The following is a 17,125-nucleotide window of genomic DNA, read 5'->3' as shown; positions in this document are numbered from 1 at the left end:
ACGCCGTGTGTACGCCCGGTGCATCACATCCGAAACACGCCGAAACGTGTCTCCCTGATGGGTGCATGCAGCGCCGCGGAAAGCGACAGTGCCAGCACCTCACGGCTTTTGCGCGGGTCGATGATCCCGTCATCCCAGAGCCGGGCCGAGGCGTAAAGCGGATGCGATTGTTCATTGAACATGTCGATCGTCGGCTTCTTGAACGCCGCCTCTTCCTCCGCCGACCACTCCCCGCCACCACGCTCGATCGCGTCGCGTTTGACGGTCGCAAGCACACCCGCGGCCTGCTCACCACCCATCACTGAAATGCGTGAGGTTGGCCAAGACCACATGAAATGCGGGCTGTAAGCCCTTCCTGCCATTCCATAATTTCCTGCACCAAACGACCCACCGACCACCATCGTGATCTTCGGCACCGACGTCGTCGCCACCGCCGTCACCATCTTGGCCCCGTGCCGCGCGATCCCTTCGTTTTCGTATTTCTGTCCCACCATAAATCCGGTGATATTCTGCAGGAACACCAACGGGATGCGCCGCTGAGAACACAGTTCCACGAAATGCGCACCCTTCTGCGCACTCTCCGAAAAAAGCACCCCGTTATTGGCGATAATGCCGCAGGGCCAGCCATCGATATGGGCAAATCCGCAGACCAGCGTTTCCCCGAAACGCGCCTTGAACTCATCGAACCGAGAGCCATCCACGATCCGGCGGATCACCTCGCGGATGTCATAAGGAGTCCGCAGATCAGCGGGGACGACATCGAACATAGACGCCGGATTAAGCGCAGGAGATTCAGGCGTCAACCGCTTGACATGAAACGACTTCTTTAATGCGGATGATGCCACTGCCTGCCGCGCCAAAGCCAGCGCATGCGCGTCATCCTCGGCCAGGTAATCAGCCACACCGGACAGGCGCGTATGCACATCGCCGCCGCCCAAATCCTCGGCCGAGACCACCTCGCCCGTCGCCGCCTTTACCAACGGAGGGCCAGCCAGAAAGATCGTCCCCTGTTCCTTCACGATGATCGATACATCCGCCATCGCAGGCACATAAGCCCCGCCAGCGGTGCAAGAGCCCATCACAACTGCAATCTGCGGAATCCCCTTGGCGGACATCTGCGCCTGATTATAGAAAATCCGGCCAAAGTGGTCGCGATCCGGGAACACCTCATCCTGATTGGGCAGGTTCGCGCCGCCTGAGTCCACCAGATAGACGCAAGGCAGATGACATTTCTCGGCAATCTCCTGCGCTCTTAGGTGTTTCTTAACGGTCAGCGGGTAGTAGGTGCCGCCCTTCACAGTCGCATCGTTGCAAACGACCATGACCTCGACACCGTTCACACGCCCCACGCCCGCAATGACACCGGCACAGGGGGCAGCGCCGTCATACATGCCGTGGGCAGCCGTCGCACCGACCTCAAGAAACGGCGAACCGGGATCAAGCAGCCCCGCCACGCGATCCCGCGGCAGCATCTTGCCCCGGCTCAGGTGACGGGCACGGGCCTTTTCGCCACCGCCCAAGGCCGCGTTCCGGGCAGCCTCTGCGACAAGCTCTAAGGCTGCTTCATGTTCCGTCACGCTCATGGCTGCCGCATGTCCCTAAGCTCCAGCGCACGGCTTGCTGTCTTGGTCATCCGACAATTCGCACCCACGATCGATCGGATCGCCCCGCCCTGATACTGTGTATAGCGCAAGTCACAATCGGCATCACGAAAAGCGATCCAAGCCCGCTGCGCACCGCGCAGATAGTCCAGCAACTCATCCGTCGTGGCGTCAGTGCCGCCGCCTTGAACACCGCTGAAATGAGCGCGTAGCGCCTGATACTCTTCGTTCAGCAACGCATCCCATACCGCTGTTTCCGCGCTGATGCAGGCCGCGATGCCTTGCGTTGTGCTGCCGCCATCCTGCGCCTGACACGCATTCGATGCCTGACCCAGACAATCAGGATAGATCGTGCCGATCGGAGTTGACGTGTGGCAGGCCCTGATGGCATCGGCATCAACCGTCAAGGCGTCAAGACTCTGCGCATTCGCGATTGAACAGGAAGCAAGTGAAACCAGAAACTTCATGCCCCGACACCTCTTTCACCCTCGGAAATCAAACGACCCCGAGGACCCACAAGAAAGGTCATAGGGTCGCCCTGCGCTGGCTGACACACAACAACCATGCGGATCGCGTCATGGGGATGGGGCGTCGCCGCGCAGTCAGTCAGCGCCGCGCCATCGCCAACCTCGGCCACATAGGCCGCCGCATATCGATTGATGATCTCGGTTTCGGTCGGGACCTGCCCGGCGCGGACACCGAGGTAGGCGGCGAAGGCAACGAGGCAACCGACCGGCAGGAAGAACGCCCAATATCTCATCGATCACTTTCAGCGTGGCCGTCCGACAGTGCATTGGTGCAAGTCAGTGTCTTCATCCCCCGAAATATACGGCGGCGCCCTGTCACACCATCGCCCCCATCATCTCGCGCCCGACAAGCATCCGACGGATTTCCGACGTCCCGGCCCCGATCTCCATCAGCTTGGCATCGCGGAAAATCCGGGCGACCGGGGCGTCGTTCAGAAACCCAGCCCCACCCATGGCCTGCACCGCCTGATGGGCCTGTTTCATCGCCTCTTCGGAGGCATAAAGACAACACGCCGCCGCGTCCTGCCGCGTCACCGTACCGCGATCGCAGGCGCGCGCGACCTCATAGACATAGGCCCGCGCGGAGTTCATCGCCGTATACATATCCGCGATCTTGCCCTGCATCAGCTGAAAATTCCCGATCGGCTCACCAAACTGCTTGCGCGATGAAATGTATGGCATCACCTCGTCCAGACAGGCGGCCATGATGCCGAGGCCGATCCCCGCCAGCACGACGCGCTCGTAATCCAGACCGGACATCAGGACGCGGACGCCTTTACCTTCCTCGCCCAGCACATTCTCGAACGGGACCTGCACATCGTCAAAGATCAGTTCCGCCGTGTTCGACCCCCGCATGCCCAGCTTGTCGAAATGGGGCGAGGTGCTGAACCCGGTCATCTCTTTCTCGATCAGAAAGGCGGTGATTCCTTTCGATCCGGCATCGGGGTCGGTCTTGGCATAAACGACCAGCGTGTCGGCGTCGGGGCCGTTGGTGATCCAGTATTTGTTGCCATTCAGGCGATAGTGGTCATTGCGTTTCTCGGCACGCAGCGACATCGACACGACGTCCGACCCAGCCCCGGCCTCGGACATGGCCAATGCACCGACATGCTGACCCGAAATCAAACCCGGCAGATATTTCGCCTTCTGATCCTCGTTCCCGTTCAGCTTGATCTGATTGACGCACAGATTGGAATGCGCCCCGTAGGACAGCGAAACAGACGCGCTCGCTCGCGCGATTTCCTCGATCGCCACTGTGTGGGCAAGATAAGACATCCCGGCCCCACCGTATTCTTCATCTATGGTAATCCCCAACAGGCCCAGTTCGCCCATTTCGGGCCACAGCGCGGGTGGAAAGGTATTCGTCCGGTCGATCTCAGCGGCCATCGGCTTTACCCGTTCCTGCGACCAGGCGTGAACCATGTCGCGCAAGGCGTTCACGTCATCGCCAAGATCAAATGTCATTGAGGCGTGGAACATCGGACGAACCCCATTAATTGAACGCTTGTTCAGATATAAGGCCCGGCAGTCCGCTCTGTCGAGTCATTTCTCCACCTATTCGGCAGCGACCTGCCTTTGCCATGCTGCCCCGACCTCCTGCTTGATGATCCGCGCGATCAATGCGCAATCCTCAAGGCTGAAAGTCAACGGAAGGCGCATATCGACAACCCCGGCCAGTATTCGATCCGACACCGGCATAGGCGCGGACGGGGCATAGCGCCAACTGTCATAGCGAGAGGTAAAGCCAACAGGCTCTGCATCGCCGAACCATTTCAGCTCGACCCCTCGCGCCTTGCAGTGGCCTAGCACATCGGCAATGGCGTCGGCGCTCCAATCCAACAGAAGAAACTGGAACGATGACGCGAAAAATTGTTCTTTGGCGGGCCGCGCGACCAGATGCAGGCCGGGCGTTTCGCGTAAGCCGTCTTCCAACGCTCGGTAACGCGCGTTCCAGCGTGCCGCCTGTTCGGGTAACCGTTTCAACTGTGGTCGCAGCACAGCCGCGCGCAGGTTGTCCATCCGCCCCGAGATATTCGGCGTCTCGTATTTGATCTGCGCAAACACCTCGGGCGGCGGTGCCGCGCGGTGCTTGTCGAACAGCATATAGCTGCCCGACAGCATGATCGCGCGGGCCATATCATCGGGATCGTCGCCGATGAGGAAGCCACCCTCACCCGAATTGATGTGCTTGTACGTTTGCGTCGAATAACAGCCGAACCGGCCCCAGCGCCCGCTGGGAACGCCATCCCAAGCCGCCCCCATCGTATGCGCACAATCCTCGATGACGGTGACGCCTGCAGCATCACATAGCGCCATCAACCGGTCCATGTCGCAGATATGGCCACGCATATGGCTGAGCAGCAGCACCTTGGCCTGATCCAGCTTTGCTCCCAGATCGTCCAGATCAATCACCAGTTCCTCGGTCACACCGATAAAAACCGGCACAGCGCCGACCGCCGCAATCGCCCCCGGTACGGGGGCCAGCGTAAAGGCATTGGTCAGCACGTGGTCGCCATATCCGACACCACTGGCCCGCAAAGCCGTGGTCATCGCGTAACCGCCCGAGGCGACGGCAAGGCAATATTTGGCCCCGACCGAAGCCGCAAATTCCTCTTCCAACAGCACCGTCTCGGCCACCTCACCCGGTGCCTCATTATAGCGGTGCAGGCGACCATGCTGCATCACGGCCAATGCCGCCGCGATCCCGTCCTCCGGGATAGGTTCCTGCTGGGTAAAACTGCCGGTGAACACTTCGGTCATGTTGAAACTTTGCGGGGCATCTACCGCAAGGTCAACCGATCAGACGCGCCACCACATCGGGCAATTCGGCGTAATCATCAATCTTGGCGTCCGCCTCGAGGGCCAGAACGGCATCGCGTCCGGGTCCGAATGTGACCAGCACCGAAGGCACGCCGGCATTGCGCGACGTATCGCGATCTGTCTGCGTATCCCCCACCAGCAACGACCGCGCAGCGTCACCGCCAGCGCGACGCACAGCCTCGAAGTGATGTTCGGGATCGGGCTTGCGGACGCTTAGCGTGTCTGCACCGATCAAAGAGGCGAACTGATCGCGGACCCCAAGCGACTGCATCAGCTTTTCGGCGAGATGTTCCGGTTTGTTCGTCGCGATCCCAACGGCATAACCCTGTTGTCTGAGGGTATCGACGGCAGCGATCGCGCCCGGATACATCACCGTATGCGTGTTGATGTCATCGGCATAAGCCTCGAGCAGGACCCGGTATTGCCGATCCACTTCATCCGCGCCGAACCCTTCAACCCGCGAAAAGCCAAGGTTCAGCATCGCGCGCCCACCGCGCAGGGCCGTCGCGGCATCGGTCGCAGGATCCAGCAAATCACCCAAGCCGAGGCCTCTGAAACACGTATTGGCAGCAGCGATCAGATCACCGCTCGTATCCGCCAACGTCCCGTCCAGATCGAAAATCACACAGCGCATCGCGTACCCCTTTTTGCCCGCTCTCTGTAACGCCGTGTAAACTGATGTGAACCCCGGCACCTTGTGATAATCATCTAGCTGGTTAGAAGTCGCAGAAAAGTCATTCGAGGCGAATATGAGCACGGCATTGATCATCTTGGGCGCGGGCATGGGCACCCGCATGAATTCCGACATGCCCAAGGTGCTGCACCGGATCGGCGGTGCACCTATGCTGATCCACGCGATGAAATCCGGCGCCGCGCTTTTGCCCGAGAAGACCGTTATCGTGGCGGGGCACGGGGCCGAGGCCGTCGGTAAAGCCGCGAAAGCCTATGACGATACCGCACAAATTGCCCTACAAACCGAACAACTTGGCACAGCCCATGCCGTCGCGCAGGCAGAGGACCCGCTGAAAGACTTTGACGGTGACGTCATCGTCCTCTACGGCGACACACCCTTTATCCGACCCAAAACGCTCGCCGCCATGACCGCCGCGCGGCTGACCCATGATGTCGTTGTCTTGGGGTTCGAGGCCGCCGATCCGGGCCGCTATGGGCGGCTGATCATGAAAGACGACCAACTCGACCGGATCGTTGAATTCAAAGACGCAAATGATGAAGAACGCGCGGTGACCCTCTGCAACAGCGGCGTCATCGCCGCCAAATCCGAAACGCTCTTCGACCTGATCGACGCGGTCGGCGATGACAATGCGGCGGGCGAATACTACCTCACCGACATCATCGGCATCGCTCGCGCACGCGGTCTCACCGCCACCGTCGTGCGCTGCGACGAAGCCGAAACACTGGGCGTCGATTCCCGCGCAGGCCTCGCCCGCGCCGAAGCCTTGTTCCAAACCGCCGCGCGGACCGAGGCACAAGACAACGGCGTCACTCTCACCGCCCCCGAAACCGTCTTTTTCGCCCATGACACCGTCATTGGACGCGACACAATCATCGAGCCGAACGTCGTCTTCGGCCCCGGCGTCACCGTCGAATCCGGCGCCACGATCCGCGCGTTTTCCCATCTCGAAGGCTGCCATGTCGCGCGCGGCGCAGTCGTCGGCCCCTATGCCCGCCTCCGCCCCGGCGCGGAACTGGCCGAGGACGTAAAGGTCGGCAATTTCGTCGAAATCAAGAACGCGCAGATCGACGAAGGGGCCAAGGTCAACCACCTGACTTACATCGGCGACGCGGCAGTCGGCGCGCGGGCCAATATCGGCGCGGGCACCATTACCTGCAACTATGACGGCGTGTTCAAACACAAAACGACGATCGGCGCGGACGCCTTCATCGGCTCCAATACCATGCTCGTCGCGCCGGTGAATGTCGGCGATCAAGCCATGACCGGCAGCGGCTCTGTCATCACCCGCGACGTGCCCGCCGGTGACCTCGCCGTTGCCCGCGCGCAGCAAGACAACAAACCCGGTTTCGCCAAGCGTCTGTTCGAAAAGCTACGGGCCAAAAAAGCAAAAGGATCCTGATATGTGCGGTATTGTTGGCGTTCTGGGCGATCACGAAGCTGCGCCCATCCTGGTCGAAGCGCTGAAACGCTTGGAATATCGCGGCTATGACAGCGCCGGGATAGCGACGGTCAACGACAACCGGCTCGACCGGCGGCGGGCCGTTGGCAAACTGGTGAACCTCAGCGACCTGCTGGTCCATGAACCGCTCCCCGGCAAATCCGGCATCGGCCATACACGCTGGGCCACCCATGGCGAACCGAACGTCAAAAACGCCCACCCCCATCAGGCGGGCGGGGTCGCCGTCGTCCATAACGGCATCATCGAAAACTTCCGCGAACTCCGCGAATTTCTCGCCGAAAACGGCGTCAGTTTCCAAACCGACACTGACACCGAAACCGTCGCCCTCCTCGCCCAGCATTACCGCGACCGGGGCCTCAGCCCCCGCGACGCGGCTGAGCAAACCATCGCGCGGCTCGAAGGGGCCTACGCGCTGTGTTTCCTCTTCGACGGCGAAGACGACCTGCTGATCGCCGCCCGCAAAGGCTCCCCACTCGCCATCGGGCACGGCGAAGGCGAAATGTTCGTGGGCTCCGACGCCATCGCGCTGGCCCCCATGACCGACAAGATCACCTATCTGGAAGAGGGCGACTGGGCGATCATCACCCGCAACTCCGTCGAAATCCGCGACCGCGAGGGTAACATCGCCAACCGCGCGCTCAAGATGATTCAGATCGACACAGCGCAGGTGGACAAGGCCGGTTACAAACACTTCATGGCCAAGGAAATTGCCGAGCAGCCGACCGTGCTGCAAGGCGCGCTGGCCCACTACATCAACGCCGAGGCGACCGAGGTGACCCTGCCCAACCCCGGCATCGACTTCACGCAGATCGAACGGCTGACGCTGGTCGCCTGCGGCACCGCCTATTACGCCTGCATGGTCGCGAAATACTGGTTCGAACGGATCGCACGGCTGCCTGTCGAAATCGACGTGGCCTCTGAATTCCGCTATCGCGAACCGCCCGTCACACCCGGCACGGTCGCGCTATTTGTCAGCCAATCCGGCGAAACGGCCGACACGCTCGCCGCCCTGCGCTACATGGACGGCAAGGCCGACAAGATCCTGTCGGTCGTTAACGTCCCAGAAAGCTCCATCGCGCGCGAAAGCGACCTCGCCCTACCGATCCTCGCCGGGACCGAGATCGGCGTGGCCTCCACCAAGGCCTTCACCTGCCAGCTGACGACACTCGCCATCCTCGCACTGAAAGCGGCGCAAGCGCGTGGGCATATCAGCGACGCGGAACTGACCGAAAAGCTCACCGCCCTGCGTGCGCTCCCCGGCATCCTGAACCTCGCACTCCAAATCGAGGAACGCACAGCGAGCCTGTCCTACAAACTTGCCGAAGCGCGCGACATCCTCTTCCTCGGGCGCGGCGCCATGTATCCCCTCGCCCACGAAGGTGCGCTAAAACTCAAGGAAATCAGCTATATCCACGCCGAGGCTTATGCATCCGGCGAACTCAAACACGGCCCGATCGCCCTCGTTGACAAACACGTTCCCGTTATCGTCATGGCCCCCCGTGATGACCTCTTCGACAAGACGATATCCAACATGCAAGAGGTCATGGCGCGCGGCGGCAAGGTTCTTCTGATCACCGACAGCCAAGGCGCGAAGGAGGCCGGCGACGGCGTCTGGGAAACGATCCTGATGCCCGAAATCGACCCGTTCCTCGCCCCCATCCTCTACGCCGTGCCCGCACAACTGCTCGCCTACCACACGGCGGTCGCCAAGGGGACCGACGTCGACCAACCGCGCAACCTCGCCAAATCGGTGACGGTGGAGTGACCCCGAAAGAGGCCACAGCTCTCCTCCGCGCCGCCGGTGATCCGGTCAAGGCGGCCGAGATGCACCGCTATCACAAGGTCGACCGCCCCTATCTGGGCGTCGCGAACCCGCAGATTGATGCCTTCGTCAAGGAATGGCGCGCGGCGATTGACCTCGACACAAGGCTCGCGCTCGCCAAGGGCCTCTGGAAAGGGAACACACACGAGGGCCGCATCGCCGCGGCAAAACTGCTGACCCAAGCGCGCATCCGCCCCGACGACCAAGGCGCATGGGACCTGATCACATCATGGGTCCCCGATTTCGACGCCTGGGCCGTGGCCGATCATGCAAGCATCGCCGGGCAAAAACGTCTGACAGCCGATCCATCGCGACTGGACGAAGTCGAACGCTGGATAACGTCCGACCACATGTGGACCCGCCGCGCCGCGCTCGTGATGACACTGCCCTGGACCAAACAAAATAACCCCAAACCAGCGGAGCTAGAGGCCCGCGACCGCATCCTCGGCTGGGCCGCCTCTTACGTAAGCGACCACGACTGGTTCATCCAGAAAGCCATCGCCTGGTGGCTGCGGGAATTATCAAAGCACGATGCGGCGCGGGTGCGGGCGTTTTTGGAAAAACACGCGGACGGGATGAAAGCGTTCGCGGTGAAAGAGGCAGGACGGAAGTTACCGGATGGTGGGTGAAATCACCCACCCTACGCTTTATGGAAGCAAGCAAATTAATCCACCTGAGAGCTCAAAGGGGATACGTGCTGGCCAAAGCGGTCACCGACTACGCCGCATGGTGATACGAGATATACGACGATGTATTCTTCTCTGCTTGGTAATTCATATGGAAATCCTATCGATACCATAACTGCATCATAAGGCATGAACCAATCAAAAATACTCGGCAAAGGAGTGAAGTCATGGTTCTCCCTTTCGATAGCGCAGCAACCGGGTTGGCGTTCTAAAAAGGTGAGCGGTGATCCAAATTCATACTCGTCTGGTATTAACAATCTCGACTGCTCGTATGTCAGCACTGCCTCTATGAGTTCCTCATCTGACAGCTGTTTGCAGTCTTCAGCGAACGTCGCATCAGCGACCATGAGCATACAGCAAAGCCCGCTTCTAATCTTCATCTTGTTTAGCACCATTTGATGTTTGATGCTTCAAACTAGCATCTGACTTAATCAGATTTCGGTCAGATCTTGATGATATGCCTCAGAAATCTCCTTAAGTCAGCGTCGCTTGATTTCCTTGCTGCCAGCACCGATCAGTGCTCGCACCCATCACCCCGACTACCGCGCAAACACCTCAACCTCCGGCAACCCGGTCAGCGGGGCGTTCAACAGCCGCATCGCCGCGAGGCTGATCTGGCTCCCCGAGCCAGCCGCGCCTCCCGAGGGCCGTAATTCCACGTTGATCTCTGTCCCCTGATACGCCACGCGGCCCGGGGTCAATTCGCTAACCAAAGGCGTCTTCATCCAGATCCCCGGCTCTGTCGGTGGCCCGAGCGACGCGATCGTCGTCCCCAGGGACCGCGCTCCGCCGGATGCCTCGACCGTTACGGCGGCCTGTCGGTCCTCTTCGCTGGTCGTGTCAAACTGATCCACCGTTCGTGCATCAGACGGCGGCGGAGGTGGCGGCGTCGGGTCCAGCGTTGGCGTGGGTGTCGCCGTGGCGGGCGTGCCAGTGGTGTTACCAAAGAGGCCTGGCTGCTCAGTACAGGCCGCGAGCGCCGCAAAGGGCAGGATCAAAACAAGTTTTTTCATGGTGCTGACGCTATCTGGCACCCTTATGTCATTCAATAGCAGCCCCACCTACCGGCGGCGTATCTTCGCCGCCATCACATGACAGCGACCAACGTCATAGAGTACCCCGTTCCCGCTTGCGCAGCCCTCCGCCCGGCCATACGCTGCACCTCATGACAGCTCCGCTCATTGATCCCTTTGCGCGCGCCATCGAATATCTGCGCGTTTCGGTCACCGACCGCTGCGACTTCCGCTGCGTCTATTGCATGTCGGAAAACATGACCTTTCTGCCCAAGAAAGAACTTCTGACGCTGGAAGAGCTTGACCGGATGTGTTCCGCCTTCATCCGGCTTGGGGTCAGGAAACTGCGGATCACGGGGGGTGAGCCGCTGGTCCGCCGTGATATCATGACCTTCTTCCGATCCATGTCGCGGCATCTGGACAGCGGCGCGTTGCGCGAACTGACGGTCACGACCAATGGCAGTCAGCTCGAGAAATTCGCAGATGACCTCTATGCTGCGGGCGTCCGCCGGATCAATGTATCATTGGACACCCTGGATGAGGCGAAATTCGCCCAAATCACCCGCTGGGGCCGCCTGCCGCAGGTGATCAAAGGCATAGACGCCGCCCAGCACGCGGGCCTGCGGGTCAAGATCAACACGGTCGCGTTGAAAGGCTTCAACGAAGAAGAACTTTTCACACTCACCGATTGGTGCGCCAGCCGCGACATGGACCTAACATTTATCGAGGTCATGCCCATGGGTGACCTCGGCAACGAAGACCGGCTAGGGCAATATTGGTCACTGAAAGACCTGCGGGCGGAACTGGAAACACGGTCAGCCCTGACCGACCTGCCCGAACGCACCGGCGGCCCTGCTCGCTATGTCCGTGTCGAAAACACAGGCCAAAAGATCGGCTTCATCACGCCGCTGAGCCATAACTTCTGCGAAAGCTGTAACCGCGTGCGGATCACCTGTACGGGGGAAATCTACACCTGCCTCGGGCAAGAGGGCCACTCCGACCTCCGCGGGCCTCTGCGTGCCTCAGAGGCCGATTTCGAATTGGAAGACGCCATCCGCGCCGCCATCGCGCTCAAACCCAAAGGGCACGATTTCGACTATTCGCGGCAGCAGGTCGATGGGCAGGTCAGTCGGCATATGTCGCATACGGGGGGGTGAGCCGGAACAGAGGGCCGCGCCCGACCCTGGGTGGGCGCTCCTGACGGCTGGACGGTGAAAGACCGCGCAACACCCACACTGCTCTTACCGATTGAAACGTCGCAAAGCGCCCTCCCCGGGGGGAGGGTCGGGCGCGGCCCGGGCCAACATCAATACAGAGACCGCCGGTACGACTCCTCCAGATCATCATCCAGCTTCTTCTGCTCTGCCGCATCCTCGGGCGCCCCAGACGTCTGATCCAGCACAATCTTGATCAGCGACGGCATCTCGGACCGGTCCTGCAAAGCCTCCGGGTCCCATAGTTTCGACCGCCGGAATGCCTTGGCACAGTGGATAAAGACCTCGGCCACCGTCACAACAATCGCCACACGCGGTTCCCGCTCTTGCACCGCCAGCAGTTTCGGGTCCCGCGTCACATGCGCCATGCCATTCACCCGCATCGTTTCATCATAGCCGGGGATCATGAACAGCAGGCCAACAGACGGGTTGCTGACGATATTCGACAATGTATCCAACCGATTATTGCCGGGGCGGTCCGGGATCAGCAGCGTCCTCTCATCCAGCACTTTGACGAACCCGCACGGGTCACCGCGCGGGCTGACATCGGCGGTGCCGTCTGCGGCCTGCGTGCCGATGCAGACAAAGGGAGAGCGGGCAATGAAATCGCGCACGTGCTGATCGATATGTGTCAGCGACTTCGCTATGGCCACCGCATGTGTCTGCGGAAACAGGTCGCGCAAAGCCGCCTCATCCGACACCAGAAATTCGGGATTGAGCATCACGCGACAGGCATCCGCTGCTCGACAATCTCCGCCCACCAGGAGCATCCGGCTGGGATCGCCTCGTCGTTGAAATTGTACTCGGGGTGATGGACAGAGGCTGTGTCGCCATTACCGACCAGAATGTAGGCGCCGGGTCGTTCCTCCAGCATGAACGCAAAGTCCTCGCCCCCCATAACCAAAGGCGCGTCTTCGCACTGCCCAGAGACCGATCGCGCCACGTCGGCGGCAAAGGTCGTCTGATCTTCGTGGTTCACCATGCAGGGATAGCCACGGTAGTAATCGACCTTCGCCGTCGCGCCGAATGTCGCCGCCACACCTTCGCAGATCTCTTTCAGGCGCTTCTCGGCCAGGTCGCGCATCCCCGTCGACATGGTGCGGACCGTCCCCTTCATCGTCACCCGCTGCGCGATCACGTTGAACGCCTTGGACGATGATTCAATCGACGTCACCGACACCACAACTTGATCCACGGGGTCGGCGTTGCGGCTTGCGATAGATTGCAGCGCTGTCACCACGTGCGCCGCGACGAGGGTCGAATCCACCGTCTCTTGCGGTTTGGCGGCATGACCGCCCTTCCCTTCTATCACGATGTCAAACTGATCGGTCGCCGCAAAGAACGCACCCGCCCGGATCGCGAATGTCCCCACAGGCCGTCCCGGCCAGTTGTGCATGCCATAGACCTCCTGAATGCCCCAGCGGTCCATCATGCCGTCTTCGCACATCTCGCGGCCCCCGCCGCCACCTTCTTCTGCAGGCTGGAAGATCACGACGACCTTCCCATCGAAATTCCGTGTCTCGGCCAGATACAGCGCCGCGCCCAACAACATCGCTGTATGACCATCGTGCCCACAGGCATGCATCGCACCATCGGTCTTTGACTTGTAGTCCAGCCCCGTCGCCTCATGGATCGGTAATGCATCCATATCGGCACGTAGGCCAATCACCTTGCCCGACGTGTCGGAGCGGCCATTGATCACCCCGACGACACCGGTCCGGCCAATCCCTTCGGTCACCTCGTCACAGCCAAAGGCACGCAATTTGTCGGCCACCAGCGCGGATGTCCGATGTGTTTCGAACAGGATTTCGGGGTGTTGGTGAATATCCCGTCGCCACGCGGTGATCTCGGGGTGGAGTTCGGCAAATCGGTTTTTGACGGGCATGCGGTTCTCTCCTGTAAGGCTCTCGTCAAACATGTGTCAGGCGGCGAGCATATCCACAAGGCGACTGATGAACGCCTCGCCCTGCCGGAACTGATCGACGCTGATGAATTCGTTCGGCTGATGCGCCTGCGCGATATCGCCGGGGCCGCAGATCACGGCAGAGTAACCACGTTCCTGAAACTGCCCCGCCTCGGTGCCGTAGCTGACGACGCCGCGCGCATTGTCGCCGGTCAGTTGACGCACCATACCCTCGGCCTTGCCGTCTACCTCCGGCGCAAGACCGGGCATCGCAAAGAACTGGTCCACATCAATGCCCGCGTCGGGATGAACCGCCCTCATCTCTGAAGCGATCTCCGACACTTTCTCAGCCAACCGCGCCTCCCACGCCGCGACATCCTCACCCGGCACGACACGGAACGTCACATCGAAATGGCAATCCTTGGCGGTGATGTTGTGGGCCGTTCCGCCCTTGATCATGCCGACATGGACGGTCGTGTAGGGCGGCACGAAATCCGCGGCCAAGTCGGAAGGCGCTTGCGCCGCGTTCTCGGCATTCACCGCATTAGCCCATTCGATCAGCTTTGCCCCCATCATGATCGCGTTCACGCCGGTATGCTGCAGCGACGAATGCACCTCGAACCCTTTGAAATGCATGTGATATCCCATGCCACCCTTATGGCCGGTCACGACCTTCATCATCGACGGCTCGCCCACCAGCACAGTATCGGCGCGGGGCATCCCGTTGGCGACCATATGGTCGATCATCGGTGGCGCACCGAGACAGCCGATCTCTTCATCATAGCTGAGCGCGATCTGCAAAGGCCGCTTGATCCCGCGCTCCAGCGCCAGTGGCACGGCGGACAGCGCCAAGGCATCAAAGCCTTTCATGTCGCAGGTCCCCCGCCCATACAGACGGCCATCCCGCTCGGTCACCACAAACGGATTGCTGTCCCAATTCTGCCCTTCAACGGGGACCACATCCGTGTGACCCGACAGGACAACACCGCCATCCACCTCTGGTCCGATATGGGCATAAAGCGCGGCCTTGGTTCCATCAGCATTCGGAACACGCACGGACGCGACACCCAGACCCGTCAGATAATCCTCAACAAAATAGATCAACTCCAGATTGCTCTGACTGCTGATTGTCGGAAACCCGACCAGCCGATCCATCAGTTCACGTGCTGTGTAAGACTTCAAACTAAGCGCCTCTCAATTCATCACATGCCCAGTGTCGCGGCGAATGTCGGGAAACACAAACGGGAATCGTCTTGCGGGATTCCAGATACCTGTTACCGTCCGTAACAATTCCGCAAAAAGCGGTTCGAAAAACAATGAACCACCGGGGAGGGTTCTATATATGCCCGACGGGGCGCTGCCTGTTCTCGATGTCCGGGACCTCAAAACTGTGTTCAAAACACGGGGTGGTGAGGTTCACGCGGTAAATGATGTCAGCTTTGACCTCAAGCCAGGCGAACTGCTGGGCGTGGTCGGTGAAAGCGGATCGGGCAAATCCGTGACGATGATGTCGCTGCTGGGCCTTCTGCCGACTCCCCCAGCCGATATCCGCGGTGGTCAGGTAAATTTCGACGGCAAGAACCTGCTTTCGGTCGATCAAGAAACCTTGCGGTCTGTCCGCGGTGGCAAAATCGGGTTTATTTTCCAGGACCCCATGACCTCGCTCAACCCTGTCTTTACCGTCGGCTCGCAGCTGGCTGAACCTTTGCGCAAGCATATGGGCATGAACAAGCGCCAGGCAACAGCCCGTGCGCAGGAGCTTCTTGAACTGGTCGGTATCCCCGACGCCAAGCGGCGGCTGAACGATTATCCCCACCAATTCTCCGGCGGCATGCGGCAGCGCGTGATGATCGCCATCGCCTTGGCCTGCGACCCACAGGTGCTGATCGCGGACGAACCGACCACCGCACTCGACGTGACGATCCAGGCGCAAATTCTTGAATTGATGAAGGAATTGCGGACGAAACTCGGCATGGCCGTCATTTGGATTACCCATGATCTGGGCGTGATCGCAGGCATCGCCGACCGGGTGATGGTGATGTATGGGGGCCAGGTGGTCGAGCACGCCCCCGTGAAGGAACTATTTCAGAACCCGCAGCACCCCTATACCCGCGCCCTCCTGAAAACGATCCCGACGATCCATGGCGAACGCTCTAAACGGCTGACCATCATTGAAGGGCAGCCGCCCATCATGGTCGACCAGCCCAGCGCCTGCGCCTTCCGCGACCGTTGCGATGTGGCCTTCGACCGCTGCGCCCGCGAAAACCCGCCCCGCTATGATGTCGGGCATGGGCACGACGCCGCCTGCTTCTTTGATGCAAGCACCGGAGCGCCCCGCGATGCTTGATATGTCGAAGGATCGCAAAGCCCTGGTTAGCATTCGTGACCTAAAAATGCACTTCCCGATCTATGCTGGCCTTTTGCGGCGTCGGGTCGGCGAAGTGAAAGCCGTCGATGGCGTCAGCTTCGACGTGATGGAAGGCGAAACGCTGGGCCTTGTCGGTGAGTCCGGCTGCGGCAAATCCACCTGCGGGCGGGCGGTGTTGCGGCTTTACGATATCACGTCCGGTTCGGTCAGTATCGACGGCACCGAAATCGGGGCGACGCCGCAACCCAAACTGCGGACGATGCGGCCCACGATGCAGATGGTCTTCCAGGACCCGCAAGCCTCGCTCAATCCGCGCATGACGGTCGAGGCGATCATCAAGGAACCGCTCGACGAACACACCAACCTGTCCGAGGACGAAAAGCGGGCAAAGGTCGGTGACCTGATGGACGCGGTTGGTCTGAACCGCAAATTCGCGAAACGCTACCCCCACGCTTTTTCCGGCGGGCAAAGACAACGGATCGGGATAGCCCGCGCACTCGCGCTCAACCCCAAATTCATCGTCTGCGACGAACCCATCGCGGCGCTCGACGTTTCGATCCAGGCACAGGTCGTCAACTTGCTCGAAGACCTGCAGGAGCAATTCGGGCTCACCTACCTGTTCATCAGCCACGACCTATCCATGGTCCGCCACATCGCGACGCGGGTCGCCGTCATGTACCTCGGTAAAATCGTCGAACTCGCCCCGCGCGAGTCGCTCTATGCGGACCCGCTGCACCCCTACACCAAGGCGCTGCTGTCAGCGGTCCCCGAACCGGACCCGAGCCTTGCACAGACGACCGAGCGGATCATCCTGCAAGGCGACGTGCCTTCACCCGCCAACCCGCCCAAGGGGTGCAATTTCTGCACCCGCTGCCCGGCGGTCATGGATATCTGCAAAGAGGTGGAACCGGACTACCGCGAGGTCAAACCCGGCCATTTCACCGCCTGCCACCTGTTAAAAGAGACCGCATCATAAAACGCGGCGACCCGAGGCCATAAGAGCTAACCAACAAGGAGA

17 protein-coding genes are annotated in these 17,125 nt (G+C 60.5%); 6 read left to right on the top strand and 11 right to left on the bottom strand.

Annotated features, from left to right (window positions below; translation table 11 throughout):
* Positions 1–23: 23 nt before the first annotated feature.
* From V8J85_RS01865 to V8J85_RS01840, 6 genes are all read right to left on the bottom strand, one after another.
* Positions 24–1,583 carry a carboxyl transferase domain-containing protein gene (locus V8J85_RS01865; RefSeq protein WP_339951656.1) on the bottom strand — a complete coding sequence of 520 codons (1,560 nt, stop codon included), beginning with the start codon at positions 1,581–1,583 and terminating at the stop codon, positions 24–26.
* Entirely contained in the window at positions 1,580–2,068 is a 489-nt protein-coding gene (locus V8J85_RS01860) for a lysozyme inhibitor LprI family protein (RefSeq protein WP_339951654.1), read from the bottom strand. The genes V8J85_RS01865 and V8J85_RS01860 overlap by 4 nt, the downstream gene beginning before the upstream one ends.
* Entirely contained in the window at positions 2,065–2,361 is a 297-nt protein-coding gene (locus V8J85_RS01855) for a hypothetical protein (RefSeq protein WP_339951652.1), read from the bottom strand. Before V8J85_RS01855 ends, V8J85_RS01860 begins: the two co-directional genes overlap by 4 nt.
* A gap of 82 nt (positions 2,362–2,443) precedes the next feature.
* A complete protein-coding gene (locus V8J85_RS01850; protein ID WP_339951650.1) occupies positions 2,444–3,607 on the bottom strand; it encodes an isovaleryl-CoA dehydrogenase in 1,164 nt (387 codons plus the stop codon).
* 75 nt (positions 3,608–3,682) lie between these two features.
* Entirely contained in the window at positions 3,683–4,888 is a 1,206-nt protein-coding gene (locus V8J85_RS01845) for a DegT/DnrJ/EryC1/StrS family aminotransferase (protein ID WP_339951648.1), read from the bottom strand.
* A gap of 31 nt (positions 4,889–4,919) precedes the next feature.
* Positions 4,920–5,582: an HAD-IA family hydrolase gene (locus V8J85_RS01840; protein ID WP_339951646.1), complete on the bottom strand. Its 663-nt coding sequence runs from the start codon at positions 5,580–5,582 to the stop codon at positions 4,920–4,922.
* Positions 5,583–5,697: 115 nt separating this feature from the next.
* On the opposite strand from V8J85_RS01840, the gene glmU reads away from it, so the two are divergent.
* The 3 genes from glmU to V8J85_RS01825 are packed head-to-tail and all read left to right on the top strand — an operon-like array spanning position 5,698 to position 9,552.
* Positions 5,698–7,041 carry a bifunctional UDP-N-acetylglucosamine diphosphorylase/glucosamine-1-phosphate N-acetyltransferase GlmU gene (gene glmU, locus V8J85_RS01835; RefSeq protein WP_339951644.1) on the top strand — a complete coding sequence of 448 codons (1,344 nt, stop codon included), beginning with the start codon at positions 5,698–5,700 and terminating at the stop codon, positions 7,039–7,041.
* A 1-nt stretch (position 7,042) separates the two neighbouring features.
* On the top strand, positions 7,043–8,866 hold the full coding sequence (gene glmS, locus V8J85_RS01830; RefSeq protein ID WP_339951642.1) for a glutamine--fructose-6-phosphate transaminase (isomerizing): 1,824 nt from the start codon (positions 7,043–7,045) through the stop codon (positions 8,864–8,866).
* Positions 8,863–9,552: a DNA alkylation repair protein gene (locus V8J85_RS01825; RefSeq protein ID WP_339951640.1), complete on the top strand. Its 690-nt coding sequence runs from the start codon at positions 8,863–8,865 to the stop codon at positions 9,550–9,552. The genes glmS and V8J85_RS01825 overlap by 4 nt, the downstream gene beginning before the upstream one ends.
* A gap of 35 nt (positions 9,553–9,587) precedes the next feature.
* On the opposite strand, the gene V8J85_RS01820 is transcribed toward V8J85_RS01825, so the two are convergent.
* Entirely contained in the window at positions 9,588–9,962 is a 375-nt protein-coding gene (locus tag V8J85_RS01820) for a hypothetical protein (RefSeq protein ID WP_339951638.1), read from the bottom strand.
* A 186-nt stretch (positions 9,963–10,148) separates the two neighbouring features.
* Positions 10,149–10,622, bottom strand: coding sequence for a D-galactarate dehydratase (locus V8J85_RS01815; RefSeq protein WP_339951636.1), 474 nt, complete (start codon positions 10,620–10,622; stop codon positions 10,149–10,151).
* Positions 10,623–10,774: 152 nt separating this feature from the next.
* Here V8J85_RS01815 and moaA point away from each other — a divergent pair, with 152 nt between their 5' ends.
* Positions 10,775–11,779, top strand: a complete 1,005-nt coding sequence (gene moaA / locus V8J85_RS01810; RefSeq protein ID WP_339951634.1) for a GTP 3',8-cyclase MoaA — start codon at positions 10,775–10,777, stop codon at positions 11,777–11,779.
* Positions 11,780–11,928: 149 nt separating this feature from the next.
* Here the strand turns inward: moaA and V8J85_RS01805 are convergent, their stop codons facing one another.
* Genes V8J85_RS01805 through argE form a run of 3 tightly spaced genes read right to left on the bottom strand, consistent with a single transcriptional unit; the run spans position 11,929 to position 14,921 of the window.
* Positions 11,929–12,558, bottom strand: a complete 630-nt coding sequence (locus V8J85_RS01805) for a pyridoxamine 5'-phosphate oxidase family protein (protein WP_339951632.1) — start codon at positions 12,556–12,558, stop codon at positions 11,929–11,931.
* Positions 12,558–13,721, bottom strand: a complete 1,164-nt coding sequence (locus V8J85_RS01800) for a M20 aminoacylase family protein (RefSeq protein ID WP_339951630.1) — start codon at positions 13,719–13,721, stop codon at positions 12,558–12,560. The genes V8J85_RS01805 and V8J85_RS01800 overlap by 1 nt, the downstream gene beginning before the upstream one ends.
* A 36-nt stretch (positions 13,722–13,757) precedes the next feature.
* On the bottom strand, positions 13,758–14,921 hold the full coding sequence (gene argE, locus V8J85_RS01795; RefSeq protein ID WP_339951628.1) for an acetylornithine deacetylase: 1,164 nt from the start codon (positions 14,919–14,921) through the stop codon (positions 13,758–13,760).
* A 160-nt stretch (positions 14,922–15,081) separates the two neighbouring features.
* Here argE and V8J85_RS01790 point away from each other — a divergent pair, with 160 nt between their 5' ends.
* Together V8J85_RS01790 and V8J85_RS01785 are read left to right on the top strand one after the other, a co-directional pair.
* Positions 15,082–16,086, top strand: coding sequence for an ABC transporter ATP-binding protein (locus V8J85_RS01790; RefSeq protein WP_339951626.1), 1,005 nt, complete (start codon positions 15,082–15,084; stop codon positions 16,084–16,086).
* Positions 16,079–17,083 (top strand): ABC transporter ATP-binding protein, encoded by a 1,005-nt coding sequence (locus V8J85_RS01785; protein ID WP_339953051.1) that lies wholly within the window; start codon positions 16,079–16,081, stop codon positions 17,081–17,083. Before V8J85_RS01790 ends, V8J85_RS01785 begins: the two co-directional genes overlap by 8 nt.
* Positions 17,084–17,125: the final 42 nt, after the last annotated feature.

The sequence above is a fragment of the Yoonia sp. 2307UL14-13 genome, from assembly GCF_037572755.1.
Lineage (GTDB): Bacteria > Pseudomonadota > Alphaproteobacteria > Rhodobacterales > Rhodobacteraceae > Yoonia.
This window is presented reverse-complemented; position numbering and strand designations above follow the sequence as displayed.